Source organism: Blautia intestinihominis, assembly GCF_040096655.1.
In the GTDB taxonomy this organism is placed as follows: domain Bacteria; phylum Bacillota; class Clostridia; order Lachnospirales; family Lachnospiraceae; genus Blautia_A; species Blautia_A intestinihominis.
Genome location: NZ_JBBMEI010000025.1, coordinates 20882 through 41288, shown reverse-complemented (window position 1 = coordinate 41288; position 20407 = coordinate 20882). Strand labels below are relative to the sequence as shown.

General features: G+C 38.6%; 21 protein-coding genes. 19 read left to right on the top strand and 2 right to left on the bottom strand.

Annotated elements, in window-relative coordinates; genetic code table 11:
• Nucleotides 1-24 precede the first annotated feature (24 nt).
• Nucleotides 25-402 (bottom strand): DUF1292 domain-containing protein, encoded by a 378-nt coding sequence (locus WMO75_RS09455; protein ID WP_022214883.1) that lies wholly within the window; start codon nt 400-402, stop codon nt 25-27.
• Between the two features lie 177 nt (nt 403-579).
• Here WMO75_RS09455 and WMO75_RS09450 point away from each other — a divergent pair, with 177 nt between their 5' ends.
• The 19 genes from WMO75_RS09450 (at nt 580) to WMO75_RS09360 (ending at nt 19606) form a co-directional block, all read left to right on the top strand.
• On the top strand, nt 580-1338 hold the full coding sequence (locus tag WMO75_RS09450) for an exodeoxyribonuclease III (RefSeq protein ID WP_118698403.1): 759 nt from the start codon (nt 580-582) through the stop codon (nt 1336-1338).
• 27 nt (nt 1339-1365) lie between these two features.
• On the top strand, nt 1366-3258 hold the full coding sequence (locus tag WMO75_RS09445) for a Type II secretory pathway, pullulanase PulA and related glycosidase (RefSeq protein WP_118698402.1): 1893 nt from the start codon (nt 1366-1368) through the stop codon (nt 3256-3258).
• A complete protein-coding gene (locus tag WMO75_RS09440; RefSeq protein WP_118698401.1) occupies nt 3218-3772 on the top strand; it encodes a DUF5662 family protein in 555 nt (184 codons plus the stop codon). Before WMO75_RS09445 ends, WMO75_RS09440 begins: the two co-directional genes overlap by 41 nt.
• A gap of 154 nt (nt 3773-3926) precedes the next feature.
• Nucleotides 3927-4307, top strand: a complete 381-nt coding sequence (locus tag WMO75_RS09435) for a GntR family transcriptional regulator (protein WP_118698400.1) — start codon at nt 3927-3929, stop codon at nt 4305-4307.
• Nucleotides 4301-5152, top strand: a complete 852-nt coding sequence (locus WMO75_RS09430; protein WP_349077947.1) for an ABC transporter ATP-binding protein — start codon at nt 4301-4303, stop codon at nt 5150-5152. Before WMO75_RS09435 ends, WMO75_RS09430 begins: the two co-directional genes overlap by 7 nt.
• Nucleotides 5149-5793, top strand: coding sequence for an ABC-2 transporter permease (locus tag WMO75_RS09425; protein WP_349077946.1), 645 nt, complete (start codon nt 5149-5151; stop codon nt 5791-5793). The genes WMO75_RS09430 and WMO75_RS09425 overlap by 4 nt, the downstream gene beginning before the upstream one ends.
• Nucleotides 5794-5930: 137 nt before the next feature.
• Nucleotides 5931-6296 carry a helix-turn-helix domain-containing protein gene (locus tag WMO75_RS09420; RefSeq protein WP_349077945.1) on the top strand — a complete coding sequence of 122 codons (366 nt, stop codon included), beginning with the start codon at nt 5931-5933 and terminating at the stop codon, nt 6294-6296.
• A gap of 8 nt (nt 6297-6304) precedes the next feature.
• Complete coding sequence (locus tag WMO75_RS09415; RefSeq protein ID WP_349077944.1) at nt 6305-7126, top strand: ImmA/IrrE family metallo-endopeptidase; 822 nt, start codon at nt 6305-6307, stop codon at nt 7124-7126.
• Nucleotides 7127-7135: 9 nt separating this feature from the next.
• The gene (locus tag WMO75_RS09410) at nt 7136-7945 is read left to right on the top strand and encodes a hypothetical protein (protein ID WP_349077943.1); all 810 of its coding nucleotides are present in this window, start codon (nt 7136-7138) and stop codon (nt 7943-7945) included.
• Between the two features lie 159 nt (nt 7946-8104).
• Nucleotides 8105-8629: a restriction endonuclease subunit S domain-containing protein gene (locus tag WMO75_RS09405; protein ID WP_349077942.1), complete on the top strand. Its 525-nt coding sequence runs from the start codon at nt 8105-8107 to the stop codon at nt 8627-8629.
• A gap of 1 nt (nt 8630) precedes the next feature.
• On the top strand, nt 8631-10226 hold the full coding sequence (locus WMO75_RS09400; RefSeq protein WP_349077941.1) for a type I restriction-modification system subunit M: 1596 nt from the start codon (nt 8631-8633) through the stop codon (nt 10224-10226).
• Nucleotide 10227: 1 nt separating this feature from the next.
• Complete coding sequence (locus tag WMO75_RS09395) at nt 10228-11400, top strand: restriction endonuclease subunit S (RefSeq protein WP_349077940.1); 1173 nt, start codon at nt 10228-10230, stop codon at nt 11398-11400.
• Nucleotides 11401-11403: 3 nt separating this feature from the next.
• Complete coding sequence (locus WMO75_RS09390) at nt 11404-14361, top strand: type I restriction enzyme subunit R domain-containing protein (protein WP_349077939.1); 2958 nt, start codon at nt 11404-11406, stop codon at nt 14359-14361.
• A 103-nt stretch (nt 14362-14464) separates the two neighbouring features.
• Nucleotides 14465-15274, top strand: coding sequence for a hypothetical protein (locus WMO75_RS09385; RefSeq protein WP_118251450.1), 810 nt, complete (start codon nt 14465-14467; stop codon nt 15272-15274).
• Between the two features lie 23 nt (nt 15275-15297).
• Nucleotides 15298-16038 (top strand): AbiH family protein, encoded by a 741-nt coding sequence (locus tag WMO75_RS09380; RefSeq protein WP_349077938.1) that lies wholly within the window; start codon nt 15298-15300, stop codon nt 16036-16038.
• A gap of 59 nt (nt 16039-16097) precedes the next feature.
• Nucleotides 16098-16556 (top strand): DUF3990 domain-containing protein, encoded by a 459-nt coding sequence (locus WMO75_RS09375; protein ID WP_118251452.1) that lies wholly within the window; start codon nt 16098-16100, stop codon nt 16554-16556.
• Nucleotides 16556-17017: a hypothetical protein gene (locus tag WMO75_RS09370; RefSeq protein ID WP_349077937.1), complete on the top strand. Its 462-nt coding sequence runs from the start codon at nt 16556-16558 to the stop codon at nt 17015-17017. The genes WMO75_RS09375 and WMO75_RS09370 overlap by 1 nt, the downstream gene beginning before the upstream one ends.
• Nucleotides 17018-17284: 267 nt before the next feature.
• Nucleotides 17285-18331 (top strand): Fic family protein, encoded by a 1047-nt coding sequence (locus tag WMO75_RS09365; protein WP_118251454.1) that lies wholly within the window; start codon nt 17285-17287, stop codon nt 18329-18331.
• Nucleotides 18332-18514: 183 nt separating this feature from the next.
• Nucleotides 18515-19606, top strand: coding sequence for a DUF362 domain-containing protein (locus tag WMO75_RS09360; RefSeq protein ID WP_227223040.1), 1092 nt, complete (start codon nt 18515-18517; stop codon nt 19604-19606).
• Between the two features lie 84 nt (nt 19607-19690).
• Here the strand turns inward: WMO75_RS09360 and WMO75_RS09355 are convergent, their stop codons facing one another.
• Nucleotides 19691-20284 carry a cytidylate kinase-like family protein gene (locus tag WMO75_RS09355; protein ID WP_022214868.1) on the bottom strand — a complete coding sequence of 198 codons (594 nt, stop codon included), beginning with the start codon at nt 20282-20284 and terminating at the stop codon, nt 19691-19693.
• Nucleotides 20285-20407 lie beyond the last annotated feature (123 nt).

The following is a 20407-nucleotide window of genomic DNA, read 5'->3' as shown; positions in this document are numbered from 1 at the left end:
AAATTGAATGAATAGAAGTCTCTGTTATTCTAACGGTGCGCCTGCTGCCTCTGCCTTACGTGCATTGTCAAGAACAATGTCAAAAGCTGTAGCTGCTGCCTGATATTCAGCATCATCATCGATGTTGGCAAGCATCGGATCGCCCTTCTCTGTGCGGGAGAAACGGTACAGATAAACTTCACCGTTCTGGTTCTGACCATTCTCATCCAGTGGAAGGAGTGCAATATACTCCTGTGCATCTACCGGGAAGATCGTAAGGATCGCGCATTCTACTTCGGTATCGTCGTCCAGTGTCAGAGTAATGGTGTTGTGCTGTTCCTCAGAAGCATTACCGCCGCAGTCCAACCCACAGCTTGCACAGTCACTCGGTGCACATGCAGAATTTGTAAATTCGTCACTCATAATTGATATTCCTCACTTTTGTTTTTCTTTTGGTTATTTTATTCATTTTATCAGAAAATACGGGGATTTACAACGGTTGTTCTGTGCAAAAAATAAAAAAATGTATTTCAACTCACTCTGGAATCATGTATAATAAATAAAGACAGACTATGAAGATGGAAATGAAGGAGATACACAATGAAATTTGTTTCATGGAATGTAAATGGAATCCGTGCATGCCTTACCAAAGGCTTTGAAGAGAGGTTTCAGGAACTGGATGCAGATATTTTCTGCCTGCAGGAGACGAAATGCCAGGAGGGACAGGTCAAACTTGAGCTTCCGGGCTATCATCAGTACTGGAACTACGCAAACAGAAGAGGATATTCCGGAACGGCAATCTTTACGAAACAGGAGCCGCTTTCGGTTTTTTATGGAATTGGAATAGAGGAACACGACAAAGAAGGCCGTGTGATCACACTTGAATTTGAGAATTTTTATTTCGTGACAGTATACACGCCGAATTCACAGAGCGAGCTGAGACGGCTTGAGTACCGAATGGAGTGGGAGAGAGATTTTCTTGCTTATCTTCTCGGGCTTCAGGAGAAGAAGCCTGTCATCTGCTGCGGCGATCTGAATGTTGCACATCAGGAGATCGACCTCAAGAATCCTAAGACAAACCGTAAGAATGCCGGCTTTACAGACGAGGAGAGAGCATGCTTTACAAAGGTTCTTGAGAGTGGATTTATCGATACATTCCGCTATTTTTATCCGGATCAGGAAGGAAGCTATTCCTGGTGGTCCTACCGCTTCAAGGCGCGTGAGAAGAACGCAGGATGGAGAATCGACTATTTTATCGTTTCGCCTGCACTGAAGGATAAACTGCAGGATGCATCGATCCACGCAGAGATCATGGGCTCAGACCATTGTCCGATCGAGCTGGACATGGAATCATTCTGAGAGTAAATACAAGAAGGAGAAAAAGTTATGTACGATCAAAGCAGGCTTTTGGTGCACGAGGGCAATCCGATGCTGCCTGGTGCTACGAAAGTTTCTGGGGGAATGAATTTTGCGGTGGAGGTTCCCTGTGATACAGAGGCCTCGCTGATCCTGTACCGAAAGGGAGAGAAGGAGCCGGAGGCTGAGATTCCTTTTGCAGAATCAAACAGGACCGGTCGGATGTGTGCGATGATGGTATCCGGGTTTAAGCCGGAGCAGTATGAATATAATTTTCGGATAGATACAAAGATCTGTCAGGACCCATATGCCCGCGGGCTGGCTGGAAGAGAGACATTTGGCAGAGTGTCAGAGGATAAGGACGAGCACAGGATCCGCTGCAGTTTTCCGAATCTGAGAGAATACAACTGGGAAGGCGACGTTTCCCCAGGGATCTCCTATCAGGATATGATCCTCTACAAAGTCCATGTCAGAGGCTACACCAGACAGGCGAAGGTGGCACCAAAGAAAAGAGGTACTTTTGCAGGGCTTAAGGAGATGATCCCTTACTGGAAGGAACTTGGGATCAATGCAGTCGAGCTGATGCCGGCATATGAATTTATGGAGAGGTCCACAGTGGAGCCGGGTAAGGCGATGATCCGCCAGAAACATCACAAGGATAAAGTTAACTACTGGGGTTACCTCCCGGGATTTTATTTTGCACCCAAAAGTGCCTACTGTGCGACGAAGAAACCACACAAAGAATTCTGTGACATGGTGAGAGCTTTCCACGAAGCGGGGATCGAATGCATTATGGAAATGTATTTCCCGGCAGATACCGCTCCGATGAAGGCACTTTATGCGCTGTGGTTCTGGAAGAAATATTATCATGTAGATGGATTTCATCTGCTGGGTGATGGCGTTCCGGGAGAACTGATCGAGAGAGATCCGTTCCTCTATGGTGTCAAAAAGATGTTTTCCGACATTTCCGGACAGCCGGAGAAAGAAAACATGCTGGCAGAGTACAACAGAGGGTTTATGCAGGATATGCGCCGCCTTCTCAAGAGTGACGAGGGAATGGTCGCGGGGGCACAGTTCCATATCAAGCGTAACACAGGCAATTTCGGGACCATCAACTATATGGCAAGCCAGGATGGTTTTACCTTGTATGATACAGTGACTTACAATTACCGTCACAATGAGGCAAATGGTGAGGACAATCACGATGGAAGTGATTATAACTATTCCTGGAACTGTGGAGTAGAGGGTGCGTCCAGGAAGCAGGCCATCCGCCGCCTGCGTGAACAGCAGCTTCGAAATGCGTTCCTGATGCTGCTTCTGAGCCAGGGAACACCGATGATCTATGGCGGAGATGAGTTTGGCAATTCTCAGAATGGAAACAACAATGCCTGGTGCCAGGACAACAGTGTGGGCTGGACGGACTGGAAATGCATGAAGAAGCAGGAGAAGCTTTTTTCCTTTGTCAAAAAGGCAATCGCATTTCGTAAGGATCACCCGATTCTCCATATGCCGAATGAGCTGCGGAGCGTAGACTATATGGCAAAAGGCTTCCCGGATGTTTCCTTCCACGGCGAGCGTGCCTGGTTCTTAAACATGGAAAACACCAGTCGCCTCATTGGCATCATGTACTGCGGAGCATATGCACAGAAGCCGGATGGAACGGATGACGACTTCCTTTATATAGGATACAATTTCCACTGGGAGAAACGAAATATCGCGCTGCCAAACCTTCCGGATGGAATGACCTGGAAAAAGATCGCCGACACCTCAGATCAGGAGGAGAAGAACTGGTTCCAGGAAGGCAAAGAAACTTACAAAAAAACAATAGACATCAATCCACGTACCATTGTGGTACTGGTGGCAAGGCAGGGGGAGATAGAGCATGCATCCGTGGCTGCACTTCAAGACGATAACAAAGCATAAATTACTGGTAATGAAGTATTGTTTCCGGATCGGCTTATATAAACAGGGACTGCTTCACGACCTTTCCAAGTATACACCGGCAGAATTTCTGGTGGGATGTAAATATTATCAGGGAACGAGAAGCCCGAATAATGCAGAGAGGGAAGATATCGGAGTGTCCACTTCCTGGCTCCATCACAAGGGCAGGAACAAGCATCATTTTGAGCACTGGGTCGACTATTCTCTTGATGGGGAGCATGTGATCATGGGGGCGCAGATGCCGCGTAAATATGTGGCAGAGATGGTCATGGACCGGATCAGCGCATCCAGGAATTACCTTGGAGATGCCTATGACGACAGCCAGCCGCTGGATTATTTTCTCAAGAGCAAAGAAAAACTCTGGTTCATCCACCCACAGACAAAGAAGGAACTGGAGGCGCTTCTTCGCATTTTGAATGATCATGGCGAGGAAAAATTACTTCATTATATTAAGCACAGATATCTGAAAGAAGAAACAAGAAAGATCAAATATTGAGATATAGCAGGAATTAGAGTTTAAAAAGCCTTTTTTTCATCGAAACAGATTGAAATTCGATGAGGAGAGGGCTTTTTTTATTATAATAAACAGTATATAACAGTTGACAACAGTGCTATACTGTTATATACTGTTTATAGAAGGAGGGATGAAGTTGAATCTTATCATAAACCATACTTCCATGGAACCGATCTACGAGCAGATCATGGCACAGATCAAGGCAGAAGTGATCGAGGGGACGCTGACAGCAGGGGATGCACTTCCCTCGGTGCGTGCACTGTCCAGAGAACTGAAGATCAGTGCTCTTACAGTAAAAAAAGCCTACGACAGTCTGGAAGCAGAAGGACTGGTCGTGACTGTCCATGGTAAGGGAAGTTTTATCGCGAATACCAATCAGGAACTTTTGATGGAGGAGCGTCGCAAGGAACTGGAGAAAGAGCTGGAAGAAGCGGTACGTAAAGCGCGTGTTGGAGGCTTAACGGCAAAGGAGATACGTGAATCATTTGAGATCATAATGGAGGATGAGATATGTTAGTGCAGCTGGATCATGTAAGGAAAACATATGGCAGTTTTACACTGGAACTGAATATGCAGATCCCAGAGAATCAGATCATCGGGCTGATTGGGGCGAACGGGGCAGGCAAGAGTACGACATTCAAGCTGATGCTTGGACTTATCCGTCCGGACCAGGGAAGCGTGGAGATATTTGGCAGAAATGCTGCCGATCTTGGCGCAGAGGAGAAACAGGAGATAGGAGCTGTATTCTCTGACAGCGGCTTTTCCGAATATCTGAAAGTACAGCAGCTTATTCCGGTCATGAGCCGCTTTTATCCGGATTTTCAGGAAAAAGAGTTTCGTGAAAGATGCGAAAGATTCCAGATCCCGCTGAATAAACAGATCAAAGAGTTTTCCACAGGAATGAAAGCGAAGCTGAATGTATTTCTTGCGCTCAGCCATGGCAGTAGGCTGCTGCTCCTTGACGAGCCGACGGCGGGGCTGGATGTGGTCGCAAGAGAAGAGATCCTTGATCTTCTGCGGGAATATATGGAGATCCCGGGACGCTCTATCGTGATCAGTTCACATATTTCCGGCGATCTGGAACATTTCTGTGATGACCTGTACATGATCTATGAAGGCAAGATCGTCCTTCATGAAGAGACAGACCGTATTCTTGAGGAATATGGATTCCTCAAAGTATCAGATCAGGAATACGAGGCCCTTGACAAAGAATATCTTCTGCGTGTGAGAAAAGAGCCCTTCGGCTACAGCTATCTGACAGACCAGAAGAACTATTATCTGGAAAACCACCCGGGGATCGTAGTCGAAAAAGGAAGCGTAGATGAAGTGATTTCCATGCTGGTGAAAGGAGAGAGATTATGAGCGGTTTATTAATGAAAGACCTGGAATTACTCAAGGTAAATATAAAAACGTATTTCATTGTTTTTGCGGTTGGGATCATTTATCTGTTTGTCCAGACAGACGGAAGTATTTTTTTCATAAGCTATATGATCTTTGTAAGTCTCAGTGTCACCGTCGGAACGATTTCCTATGACAGTTATCATCATGGAATGAATTTCCTGATGACCCTGCCATTTACCAGAAAAGAATACGTGATATCCAAATATCTGACCGCAGCAGGCGTCACACTGGCAGCAGGCATTCTTTCCATGATCCCGGGACTTCTCAAAGCGCAGTCTGTCAGTACACGGAAAGAATTCCTCATAAGTACAGGTGCTGTTATGATCTGTGCCGGTATCTTTCTGGCAATCCTGCTCCCGATGCGTCTGAAATACGAAATCGAAAAAAGCCGGATCCTCATGGTCGCACTGATAGCAGTCATTTTCCTGCTCGCCGCCGGCGGAAAGAAAGCACTGGAACTCTGCAAAGGAAGTGCAACTCTCCATCTCCTGAATACATTTGCCGGATGGCAGATAGCGATTGCGATGATCGTGGTTATGGTGATTTGTATGGCAGTGTCCGTGAAGGTCAGTGAGGGGATTATGGAGAGGAAGGAGTTTTGAGACTACAGTAGGAATAGCTAAAAAAGATATATTCAACACCTAAAAACAATATTAGTAACTAAAATATTGACTAAATAAGGAAAACTGGCGTATAATAAATTAAGAAAATAGAATTGTTCATTAAGGAGGGACGCAGGATGAATGATATTAATATGATAATTGCCAGAAACATCCTTACAATTCTTAAAAAGCAGAATAAAAAGCAGGTTGACCTTGCAGAAGCGTTGCAGACCAATAAGCAGACAATTAGTAAAATGCTTAACGGAGCACGTATGATCAATGCGATAGAGCTGAAACAAGTTTCAGATTTTCTTGGTGTTAAAATGGAAGAACTGACTAAAATTCCAGCACATATTCCAGACACAGATATTATACATGTATTTATGGGAAAAGTTGAATCTGAACAGGCAAAAAATGCACTGCAGATCGCAGATAAACTTTCGGATATGATTCTATTCCACAGTAGAGTAAGGGAAAATGGCACAGAAATGATGGAGGTATGAGATTTCTAATGGGCGATATTATTGACGAAAGCTTATACAAAAAGCAGAACATGCAATTTGAAAGAACTAATGAAGCAGCAAAAGCCTTTGCGGCTAATTATTGCGGAAACACGATAATAAGAGACTCAATATTTGGAATTGCCTCCAATTATGCAAGAAAACGGGAATTATCCCTGGAAATACTCAGATATCCATTTAAAGATGATGAACTTTGGGCTTTTACATTCATAAAAAAAGGAACTATTTTTCTTTGTGTGAATTCCGATCTGCCTGTGTGTAAACAGATTTTTGCAATGGCACATGAACTGTATCATATTCATTGTTATGCAGAAGATATTAATACTAACACAATTACAGGTGGTTCTTTATTAGATTCAAGAACGGCAGACGAAGAGGCAACTTCGCAAGAAGATCTGGAGGCAAATGCGTTTGCCGGTCTGTTGCTAATGCCAGATGCAAGCGTGATAGAACAGTTCAAAATGTTTGGGCTTTCAAAAGAAAAACTGGACGTTGATGGTGTAATTATTTTGATGGATATTTTTGCACTTCCGTATAAAGCAGTTATTTTGCGATTGGTTGAGAGTGGAATAATTGAAGAAAAAAAGGCCAGGGAATTACTGAAAGCAGATTCAAAATACATCACTGATAGAATAAAATTGACAGGCAAAGCAGAGCGATGGCAAAAAGATAGTAATGATCTGATTTATTATGGAAGTCTGCTCGAAAATTTAAAGTTCAATTCAGAACATGATCTGCTTGTCAATACCAGAGAAAAGTCAGACAGAGCATACTTGGAAAAAATCAGCAGAGAATTTCGAAAGGAAAGATAAGGTGAAGGTATGGCAAATGAAAAATATGCTTTGCTTGACACAGATTTTATCTCCAAGATGCATCTCATACGTAAAGATGACCAAAATAAGCTGATTGATAAGATTATGGTAATGCCAAATTATACTTTTTATTGTCATGAGCAGATAAGTGTTGAACTTTTGCGTCATAATACTGTTGGACCATTGGAATGGTTTAAGGGTAAGGTTAAGAGTAAATTGATATATCTTTATAATGATGAAATGATTCTGGATGAATTGACAGCTATTTATGGAGATTTAGCATTAGCAATGTATGTTGATATGCTGAAAACCGCCTGTGATGCTTATAAGGATAGATACTTTGAAGAAAATTTCACAGAAATGTCTAAGATAAATGCCTTATATGTAGGCAGAACGGAATTTCTTGAAAAATTAACCTTAGATTGTGAGACTATTGGAGCAGGGAAGAATCTTGGCGAGTTAAAATCATATGTATTACTACAGGCTTTAAATATGAAATTTGGACAACGAGTTTATGTATTCTGCTCAGATGATAAAAATGCCCGAAATGGAATTGTTGCGATGGGAGGAGCTAACTGTATTAGTGTTTTATCCTCTTTTGTAAGACTTCAGAAGGAGATTCATTTCAGCAGGGAAGATGCAGAACCATACATTAAATCATATATGAGCTGTTGTCTGGGGAAAAATCAAACTACATTCAGAATCCAGGATACATCAAAAGAAAAACGTATATGTAAAGTACCGTGTGAGCAGGTGTTTGATGAAATATTTGCCGGAAAGATTGATGAAATGCGAACTGGAAATTTGAAATATATATAGAGAGAATGAGAAGGATCGTGGAAGATATACGTGATCCTTTTTATTATGTAAAAATTTAAGAATGTAAATGTAATTTACCTAAAGTACATATTGACAAGCGGGATTTTGAAGTATAATATATAAATGTAATTTAATTAAAGTACTTGTTTGGGAGGACGAATGATGCTCATATCTTTAGAAGATGTCATTCAATTTACGTTGGGAAAAAATACAACACGTATAGATCCGCGGATTACAGATATTTATACGCCGGATGATTTTGAAAAAGATTTACATAGTATCACTACATTGGATAGACCAGATGAATGCATTATTAATCTTATGAAATCTAAGGCAGCACCGTTATCTAAAGGGACAAAAGAAAAATGTATAACTTCAAACTTTTTAAGATGCTTCTTTGATACTAATATCCTGGATCCATGGTACTTTTGTTACCAATTTAATATAGGAAAAGAAATAGAAGAACAGATTTATCGTTTCCATCAGGGGAATACACTTAGTGTAAAAAAACTGAATGTCCAGATTGTAGGGAAACTGAAAATTCCATTAATGGATATGCAACGCCAGCGGCTGATTGGGAGTCTTTATAAAAAAGCAATTATTCAAAAAGATTTAATGTTGCAGCAGGCAGAGAATATGGAATCTATGGTATTTACAGTTATAAAGAAAATTGAGGAGGACTAAAATGACAGAGGGAAAAGACTTATTACAGATTTTATGGGATGGGGCAGATGTACTTAGAGGGAAAATGGATGCAAATGAGTATAAAACATATCTGCTTGGCTTAGTATTCTATAAATATTTATCAGATGATTATCTGGCGACAGCATATGATTTACTGAATGACAAAGTTCCAGCTGATTTGGACGAAGCCCAAGCAGCATATGAAGAAGCTTTCCATAGTGACGAAAAAAAAGAATTATTAAATGAATTAAAAAATTCTCTGCATTATACCTTAGATCCGGATATGACATATGTTACTATGCTTAATGCTGCAAAAGAGAATCGCTTTAGCCGTGAAAAGTTGCAGGCAGCATTTAATCGTATTCACGAATCAGATGAGTTGTTTAATGGATTGTTTGCAGATGTAGACTTATATTCTACACGTCTTGGTACTGGAGATCAGAAACAGAGCGATACTATATCCGACTTAATTAAGGTGTTGGCTAATGCAGATCTTATTCATGCAGAGGGCGATGTCTTGGGAAATGCTTATGAATATTTAATTGGGCAGTTTGCATCAGAAACAGGAAAAAAAGCAGGAGAGTTCTACACACCTCATGGTCCTGCGCAGCTTTTATGCAGAATAGCAATGATCGGTCAGGAAAATAAGAAGGGACTTCTGGTATATGATCCTTGTATGGGATCTGGTTCTTTAATGTTGAGCTGCAAGCATTATTCAAATGAACCAGATTATATTCAGTATTATGGTCAGGAATTAATGCCTTCTACTTACAATCTAGCGAGAATGAATATGTTTTTACATAGAGTGCATCCGGAACATCAGCATTTAAGAAATGGAGATACATTAGATGCAGACTGGCCGCATGATGAAGAAACAGAATTTGATGTAGTTACAATGAATCCGCCATATTCTGCAAAATGGTCTGCAGCGGAAGGATTTAAGCAGGATGAAAGGTTCATGGATTATGGAGGTAAACTTGCACCTAAGTCAAAAGCTGATTATGCTTTTCTTTTACACGGTTTCTATCATCTTAAACAGACGGGAACAATGGCGATTGTTCTTCCACATGGAGTATTATTCAGGGGAGCATCTGAGGGTACAATCCGACAGAAACTGTTAGAAAATGGTTCTATTTATGCTGTAATCGGGCTTCCGTCAAATATGTTTTATAATACCTCTATTCCAACCTGTATCGTAGTTTTGAAGAAGCATAGAGATGGAAGGGATGTGCTATTTATTGATGCATCGAAACTGTATGTAAAAGAGAAAAAACAGAATATTATGCAGGAAGAACATATTGACCGAGTTCTGGAACTATATAAAAATAGAAAGCCGGTGGAAAAGGAAGCATATCTGGCTTCTTATGATGATGTAGTATCCAATGATTTCAACTTAAACATTCCACGATATGTGGATACCATGGAAGAAGAACCGGAAATTGATATGAAAGACCTGACTCGACGTATTCGTGAGACTGATAAAGCAATTAAAGAAGAAAATGCTTCTCTGCTGAATATGCTCAGGGATTTAGAATGCGGTACTGAAGATGCTAAAGATGCTATCTCTGAATTTATTCGAATTCTAGAGGAGGCCTGAAATGTCAAGTACACCAAAGATAAGATTTAAGGGGTTCACTGATAATTGGGAACAGCGTAAGTTGGGGGACGTTGCACAGTGCTTAGATTCTGAACGAATTCCAATAAATGCTGAAGAAAGAGAAAAAATATCTGGAGAGATTCCATATTATGGGGCTGGTAATATACAAGGGTATATAAATAAGTTTTTATTTGATGAGGAACTTGTTCTTTTATTGGAAGATGGAGATGCATTTGATGATTTTAGAACAAAGGAAATTGCCCAGTATATATGCGGAAAAACTTGGGTAAATAACCATGCACATGTATTACGTCCATTAGGAAATGCATATTTTTTATATAGTATTTTAGCACATAAAGATATACGAAATTGGGTTCAGTTAGCAGGTGCAAGCAGGAAAAAACTTGTTCAAAAATCCATGCTTAATATTGAATTAATCATGCCAAAACTCAAAGAACAGCAGAAGATAGGTGACTATTTTAGAGAACTCGACTGTCTCATCACTCTTCACCAGCAAAAGTGTAACGACATTAAGCTTCTGAAAAAATATATGCTCCAAAAAATGTTTCCGCAGAATGGAAAGAAAGTTCCAGAAATAAGATTTAAAGAATATACTGAAGATTGGGAACAATGTAAGTTCGGGGATTTGGGATCAGTTGCAATGTGTAAAAGAGTTTTCAAAGAACAAACTTCTTTTGAAGGAGATATTCCATTTTATAAAATAGGTACTTTTGGAGCCAATCCGGATGCTTTTATTTCAAGAGATCTTTTTGAAGAATACAAAGAAAAATTTCAATATCCAAGTGTCGGAGATATATTGATTTCTGCTTCTGGAACAATCGGTAGAGCTGTTGAATATAAAGGCGAGGAAGCTTATTTTCAGGATTCAAATATTGTGTGGTTTAAACACGATGATAGAATCGATAATTTATTTTTGAAATGTGTATATAGAATCGTAAAATGGGAAGGTATCGAAGGAAGTACAATAAAAAGATTGTATAATGACAACTTTTTAAAGACTGAGTTTTTTATACCATCATTAGAAGAACAAAAGAAAATCGGTACGTACTTTAAGTCTTTGGATCACCTCATCACTCTTCACCAGCGTAAATGTACCGAACTTAAGGAACTAAAAAAATACATGTTGCAGAATATGTTTCCGCAGAAAGGATAAACTATGGCAGAATTAGAATCCGCTATTGAGAAAAGTCTGATTGATAAATTATGTCACGATAAATCACAATGGACTTATCGAGCAGATATAAAAACAGAGGAACAACTCTGGAATAACTTCAAATATATATTAGAGCAGAATAATAAAGCCAAGTTAAATGATGTTCCATTATCAGAATCAGAATTTGCCAAGATAAAAAATGACATTTCCCATGCTTCTTTTTATGAAGCAGGAAAGTGGCTTGTTGGTGAAAACGGAAAAGTATATGTGCATATACAACGTGGGAATGAAATGCTGCATTTGTTGGTAATGAACAATGAGCATATATGTGGTGGTACAAGCGTATATGAAGTAATTAATCAATATCAGGCTTTTGCAACTGGTGAGGATGAGGATATTCGTAATCGAAGATTTGATGTTACTCTGCTTATAAATGGTATTCCTGTGATTCACATAGAACTGAAAAACAAAAATCATTCCTATATGGATGGATACCGTCAAATCAAAAAATATATATCTGAAGGAAAATTCCACGGTATTTTTTCTAATATACAGATGTTTGTGGTAAGCAATGTGGTAGACACCAAATATTTTTCAGCAGCCAGAGATACGGAATTAAATAAGAAATTTATTAGTGGCTGGTTGGATAAAAAGAATAATCCCGTTTGTAATTATATAGAGTTTGCAGATTCTGTACTACATATACCTCAGGCTCACAAGATGGTTGCTCAGTATACCGTACTGGATAATGAGGTCAGAAGATTGTTACTACTTCGTCCATATCAGATTCATGCCATAGAAGCTATGCGTGCTGCTTCACAAGAAGGAAAATCTGGATATATCTGGCACACAACCGGATCAGGAAAGACTATGACTTCTTATAAAGCAACACGAAATCTTTTGATGGATATTCCGGCTATAGAAAAGACGATTTTTCTGATTGATAGAAAAGACTTAGATACACAAACAAAAATGGCGTTTCAGTCATACGCAGATAATGATACAATCGATGTTGACGATACCGATAATGTTAATGCATTAATAAATCGGCTTACTGATGGAAATCGTCAGATGATTGTTACTACTATACAAAAACTGCAAATCATGATAAAAAGACGCTTAAAAGAAGGCGATAGGGCTTATCAGAAAATAAGAAATCTTCGTATTGCTTTTGTTGTGGATGAATGTCACAGGGCAGTAACCCCTGGCACGAAAAGGAAAATCGAAGAGTTTTTCAGTCGTTCTTTATGGTATGGTTTCACTGGAACGCCTATAACGGATGAAAATCCTTATGAGAAAAAAGGAGATCTTCCACAGACTACGAAACAGCTATACGGTGAATGTCTTCATAGTTACACAATCAAAGAAGCTATTCATGATGAAGCTGTACTTGGATTTATGGTTGAGAATCTCGGACCAAAAGAAAACGTTGAGGATTCAGCAGTATTCGAAAGTGAAACTCATATGAGACAGGTATTGGATATTATTCTTAATCGCTCGGCCTCTAAATTTGGACTTCAAAAAGGAAAGGGTAGAACTTTTGAGGGAATTTTAACAGTTAAATCTATTCCAATTGCTCAAAAATACTATAAGTTATTGAAACGCATAAAAGAAGGAAATGATGAATTGAAAATTTCTGATAAAATTCATCAGGCATTGCCGGATTTTCCTAAATTTGCCATTACATATTCTCTGTCTGAAAATAAAGAGGGGTCTGAAGTTAATCAGATTGAAATGCAGGAATCTCTCAAGGATTATGGAGATATGTTTGGAACTTATTATAAAATTGAAGAGATTGCTACTTATAATAAAAATTTGAATAATCGACTGGCACGAAAAGAGAAAAAATATCTGGAAAGAAGTCAGCAGCTTGATTTGGTTATTGTAGTAGAGCGATTGCTGACAGGGTTTGATGCTCCGCAATTATCGGTTTTGTTTATAGACAAGCAACCAATGAAACCTCAAAATATTATACAGGCATTCTCAAGAACCAACAGACTTCTGGATGATACAAAACAGTATGGACAGATTGTGACTTTTCAGTCACCAAATGACTTTAAATCTGCAATTGATTATGCTTTGAGACTCTATTCTCTTGAAAAAGACGGTGCAGATGTAGCCCTTTCAGAAGACTGGGAAAAGGTCAGTCAGGATTTTAAAATATCTGTAAATGCTGTTCATGCTTTGGCGGAAAAACCTTCCGATGTTAGTTCATTATCCAAAAAACAAAAACAATCTTTTGTGCATTTATTCCGTACATTGGATCATGACTTTGCTCATTTAAAAGCATTTTCCAGATATTCTGAAGATATATTGGATAGTTATGAGTTTTCAGAAGAGGAATATGAAGATTATGCAGCTATGTATAGAAATGTAGTAGAGGAACTTCGATCGGAAAGAGATCCGTCTACTGGTGATGAGCCAATTGTGAATGATTATGATTTGATTGCATACCACAAAATAAAAATTGATTTTGAATATCTTGTTGAACTTTTACAGGGATTTGTAGATTCCCTACATCCTGAAACAAATAACCAAAAACAGTCAGATTTTCAGGATAAAATAAAAGAAATTCGTGAAATGGTCAATGAATTTTCACAGTCCAATCAGAAAATGGGAAATCTGTTGAGTATAATTGTTGAGGAAATAGAAAATGACAGCCGTAAATATTTTAGACAGGATATTTCAGCAATTATTAACCGTATGAGAGATGAAGCAATTAATAAAGAGATATTAGCTTTTGCAGAGAAATGGTTTATTAGTCCGGAAAAGGTGAGGTATCATGTACAACATTTCCAAAACGGAATTATTGCTAACGAAACAAATCTAAAAGAGGAGGCGCAATACTCCGAGTATAAGGTAAGCGTTGATCATCCTATGACAAAATTGCAATTTAAGCAGTCTGTTGTAAGGGAATTCAAAAATGAATTGATGGAAAATATTCTTCCGTTGTTGGGATGATGCTGTTAATATTCTACTATTCATTAATCTGGATATAAAGGATTAATGAATAGTAGATAAAGTGTTGGCAAAAGCTATAAATTGTATTGAAAAGAGAGGCTATATGTACGGAATCGGATTTTATGATGAATACATAACACGATTAGGAAATTTAAGGGATAAACCAGATTTAGCTACACCATATAAAATTGCATATTTAAAGAAGCTTATAAAAAATAATGAAGTTTATAAATTTATATCATTTCAAAAAAATGCAGAAACAAAGCTTAAGACATTAAAAGAAGGAAAAATATGGTTTTCTTTTTATAAAACTTTAAATGATGAGACAGAATTTCAGATTGATTATAGAATAAAGAAAATTGTTAATGAAACAGGGTATAAAAAAGGATATATAGAGTTAATCATTAATTATCTTACAGAAATGTATGATGTTTTTTCGCTTACATATACATATGAAGAGTATATGTGGGATGCGTATGCGTCAGAAGGCAATGGTATTTGCGTAGTATATAATGTTGGAAATTATGATCAGTTATATCCTGTAGAGTATTGCGAAAAAAATACACTTGATTTTACGAAAATGATTATAAATGCATTGAAAAGAAAGAGTTTTGAATTGTCGATTATTCCATGGGTAGTGAAAAATCCGTATAATGAAACTGCAAAATTAGATTCCACGAAAGAAAAAGAAGTAAGGATGCTGTATTGTCCATATGATTTGGCTGAGTTTAATGGTGGTCAGATTCAATATAATATAAAAGAACGCAAAGCATATAAAGGAATTGCGAAATCATATACAGATTTTGAATTGAGTATTTCAAGAATAATTATAGGTAGAAAGTGTACAGTGGAGATGAGAAAAGAAGTAATTGACTATGCCGAGAGTAATGATATACAATATTCGGTCATTTAAAGGTAGAAAGATAGGAAGGTATTATGAATAATGATGTGTTAATAATTGGCAATGGATTTGATTTGTATCATAAATTGCCAACAAGATATACAGATTTTTTGGTTGTAGTTGAAAACTGGGCAGAGTTTTGGACGTTATATAGGAATAACATCAAAATAGAAGAAACAGAAAATGAAGTTGAGAGAGAAACATTCAGTGTAAGCTTAGGTGAAAATGGAAGGTTGACACAAAGGGCATTACAAGATTTTGCAAATCATGCTGCTAATTTAAATAGTCGAAATTTAGAAGAATTGAATGATATTATATATGGAAATAGAAACATAAATCAGCATCATCAAGTTCATGGCTCTCTTCAACAAGATGATATGGTATTGGGAGTAAGAGATGATGCATTTGAAAATTGGGATTATATATATTTTCAAAAATTCTTTCAAAGAATTCAGAAACGAACAGGTGCATTTTATAAAGCATGGATACCACAAATACGTAGATCTGTAGAAGATGCCCCGATTAAGGTGTTTATAATGGGACACTCTCTTGGTATGACAGACAAGGAGATATTAAAAGAGTTTTTTTATGGTAAATATGTCTCTGAAATTACAATTTATTATCATAATCAATATGCATATGAACAATTAGTGATTAGCTTATTTAATATGTTTGGAAAAGAGTTTGTGATTGAACAAACGGGATCTAATAGAATAAAATTTATCCAATTAGATTCTCCAATAAAAGTTTCTGTGGAAAATGAAATGATTTTTTGATGTTAACTAAATTAAAATGGATGATGACAAAATTGAATTGTTGATGAGGTAATTTGTGAATGGCAATGATGACAGTATATCACGGTGGCTATCAGCCGGTAGAAAAACCGGAAATACGAAAAGGACGCAACACAAAAGATTTTGGAACAGGATTTTACTGTACCATTATTAAAGAACAGGCGCAAAGATGGGCGAGACGTTACGACACTAAGGTAGTTTCGATTTATAATGTACGCTTGAATTCCAATCTGAAGATAAAAGAATTTAAGGAAATGACAGAAGAGTGGCTTGATTTTATTATTTCATGCCGAAGTGGACAGGAACATGACTATGACATTGTCATCGGTGCTATGGCTGATGATCAGATTTATAACTTTATTTCAGATTATATAGATGGTGTGATCACACGAGAACAATTCTGGGTTCTTGCTAAATTCAAATATCCGACACATCAAATTGTATTCTGTACAGAGGCAGCGCTGAAATGCTTAAAATATCGAGATTGTGAGGTGCTTTAATGATTGGAATCGGAAGAGAAACACAGAAGGATAACGATTTGTTTTTTACCTGTAGTTTGATTGATTATATTGCAAGAAAGACTAAGAATATCCGTGCATATATCGTGAATCAGCTGGGCAAAGAACGGTTGGAAAAGATATATGATCTTGCAGATGTTTATCATTGTGATAACATTGATCGAGTAAGTGGTGACTTTATAGAAGAAGCACAGATAGGTATTGGTACATTTGACAATGTTGGAGAATGTAAATATTCCATTCCATCTCATTGGGATATCGGAAAAGTATATAAGCGTCTTATAAAACAGGTAGCAGAGTACGAAAATATAAGTATTATTGATGCATTAATTAAAGTTTACAATTCGTTTATCAGCGCTAAGATCGATGACTATAACAGCAGTGTATATTATGAAAATCCTTCATATATATTCGAATCGTACAAAGAAAATAAAATGCTTTAAGAAAAATGATAAAATGAAGGTAATAAACTGTGACAAATTGTCACGAGTTGAAGATAAGGGGAGCAGGATGGATATTCTTGTGCGATGAGATCGCACTTCCGGAAATTTGGAAATCAGATGTCCGGAAGTGGAAATCATCTATGCGAGTTTACTCGTGCATATCATTCTCGTAATTGGGGTAGAATAATAAGGGAATATTCGCTTAAATTATTGAATATTCCCTTATTTTATACTATTATTTAAGGGAAAGGAAGGAGGGGTAAGGGAATGCGAGACTTTAATTATTCAGCGATCAAGGAGCAAAAATGGGATTCAGAAGTCTTGGGGCTGGTTGCTGCGATTTATAAAGAAGCTGGAAAACAGGAATTATATCTGAAGCAGCGTCCGGAGGAACTTGAAAAGTTAGTGGAGATTGCCAAAATACAAAGTACGGAGGCATCTAATGCAATTGAGGGAATTGTTACAACCAGTACGAGAATCCGACAGCTTGTCGAAGAAAAAACTACGCCGAAAAATCGTGACGAGCAGGAAATTGCAGGATATCGTGACGTCTTGAATATTATACATGATAGTTTTGATGCCATTCCCATCACAAGAAATTATATTCTGCAGCTTCATAAGATACTGTATAGCCATATGAATAATCCGATCGCAGGACAGACAAAGAATGTGCAGAATTATATCAGTGCGACTTATCCAGATGGTCATGTTGAAGTCCTTTTTACACCACTTGCACCATATGAAACGCCGGAGGCACTTGACAGGATTTGTGAAGAATATAATCGAGTCATAGGAAATATGGAGTTGGAACCATTGATTGCTATTCCTGTTTTCATTCATGATTTTTTGTGTATACATCCTTTTAATGATGGAAATGGCAGAATGAGCCGTCTTCTTACAACATTGCTTTTATATAGAAATGGATTTTATGTTGGAAAGTATGTTTCATTGGAAGCGAAGATTGCAAAGAATAAGGATTTGTACTATTCTGCGCTTGCTGCATCGCAGACAGGCTGGCGCGAAGGAACAGAAGATGTAGTGCCATTTATTAAATATCTCCTTGGAACGATCCTTGCTGCCTATAAGGATTTTGAAGACAGAATGAGCCTGGTTGAAACGAAACTTCCTGCACTTGAGATGGTACGCAGAGCAAGCCAAAATAAGATCGGACGTTTTAATAAACAGGATATTCGTGAATTGTGTCCTACACTCAGTGACAGTTCTATTGAGGGAGCTTTAAGAAAACTGGTTGCTGCAGGTGAACTGAAAAAAGAGGGAAAAGGAAAAAACACATGTTACTTTAGACTAACTTAATTTGGTCATAATAGGCCAAAATGACTAAATTAAAATGGATGATGATGAAATTAAAAAATAACTGCAGCAACATAAAAGAAAAACTACTCCTCCTCTTAAAATAATTAACTGGCACATTTCCCCAAAATGCGTTATCCTGTAAAAAGAGAAATATACAGAACTACACAAACAGGAGGGTCATTCATGAACAAAAACCAAATTTTCATAAAAACTGGCACGGAATACAAGAAAATCACCAAAGAACTTCTGGAGGAGAGCAATCTTGCGGAGCTGATCGGTGATAAGGACAAGATGGTTGGTATCAAGCCGAACATGGTTTCGGCATCTGACCCGTCCAATGGTGCAACGACGCATACAGAGATCATCGCTGGAATCCTTGAATACCTCAAGGAACACGGTTTCCGCAGGATGATGATCCTTGAGGGATCCTGGGTGGGGGACCGTACTTCGGATGTATTTGAAGTATGCGGTTATCAGCAGATCTGCGATGACTATGACGTGGAATTCCACGACACCCAGAAAGACAAGAGTTTTACAAAAGACTGTAGCGGTCTGGAACTCAAGATCTGCAACAGCGTAAAGGATGTCGATTTCCTGATCAATGTACCGGTCATGAAAGGACACTGCCAGACCAAGATTACCTGTGCCCTCAAGAATATGAAGGGACTGATCCCGAACACAGAAAAACGTCATTTCCATTCCATGGGGCTGCACAAACCAATCGCGCACTTAAATACAGGCATCCATCAGGATTTTATCGTAGTCGACAATATCTGCGGCGACCTGGATTTTGAGGATGGTGGAAATCCGGTTGTGATGAACCGCATCTGGACAGCAATGGATCCGGTACTCGTAGATGCCTATGTCTGTCAGCAGCTCCACTACAAGGTTTCTGACGTTCCCTATGTAAAACTTGCCGGAGAACTTGGCGTTGGCTGTTCCGACATTTCCAAAGCGGACATCCACGTACTGGGTGAAAATGTTCAGCAGAACATCCCGGAACGCCGCAAAGTTGTAGAAGTAGCTGATGCTGTCGAGGAAGTAGATTCCTGTAGTGCCTGCTACGGATACCTCATCCCGGCACTGGATATGCTCAAACAGGAAGGGCTTCTTGAAAAACTGCATGAAAAAATCTGCATCGGACAGGGATACAGAGGCAAGAGCGGAGAACTCGGAGTCGGACACTGCACCAGAAACTTCAAACATCATGCAGAAGGCTGCCCGCCGACCGAAAACCAGATCTATGAATTTCTAAAAGAATATATCTCAAAATAAAATCTATGGGGGAATGCAGCTACATTCCCCCACATTATTACATTACATATCAGGAAAACACCAATGACGCGTTTGACAATCTAACTATCTTTCATAAGCTTCTTTAAGGATCTTCACGATCTCTTCCGTAGTAAATTTACTGCTGTCGATACACAGATCATACTGTCCCATATCCAGCCATTTCTCATCGGTAAAGAATTCGTAATAGGATCTACGTTCTTTGTCCATTCTCTTGACCAGTTTGCGGGCACTCTTTTCTTCACGGTCGAGGCGCTCCATGACATTTTTGACACGGGTCTCAAACGGTGCGTAGATGAATACGCTTAAAGTACGATCCTGGAGGATATGGTTGGCACATCTTCCTACGATCACGCAGTCTTCCTTGTCCGAAAGGGAAAGGATGATATCGCGCTGGAGTTCAAACAGAACATCATTCATCGGAATTGCCCGGTAATCCTGGCTTATCTGAATCTCATGATTTACAGGAAAACTCCATGCCCCTGGCCGTTTCTCATCCACATCAGCAAGATCGCCGAAAGGAATATTCTTGTCCCTGGCTGCGATCTCGATCAGTTCTTTATCATAAAAACCGATTTCAAGTTCTTCTGCGAGAGCCTTGCCGATCGCATGTCCACCGCTTCCATACATTCGATTGATTGTGATAATACGTTTACTCATAGTGAATCCTCCTTTCGATGGACTTTCTTTTTTGTAAATATTATAACATAATAGTTAGAAAATATCTACAATACACTAAAAATAAATTGAAAATTATTTGTATAAATTAAATAAATCAGATAG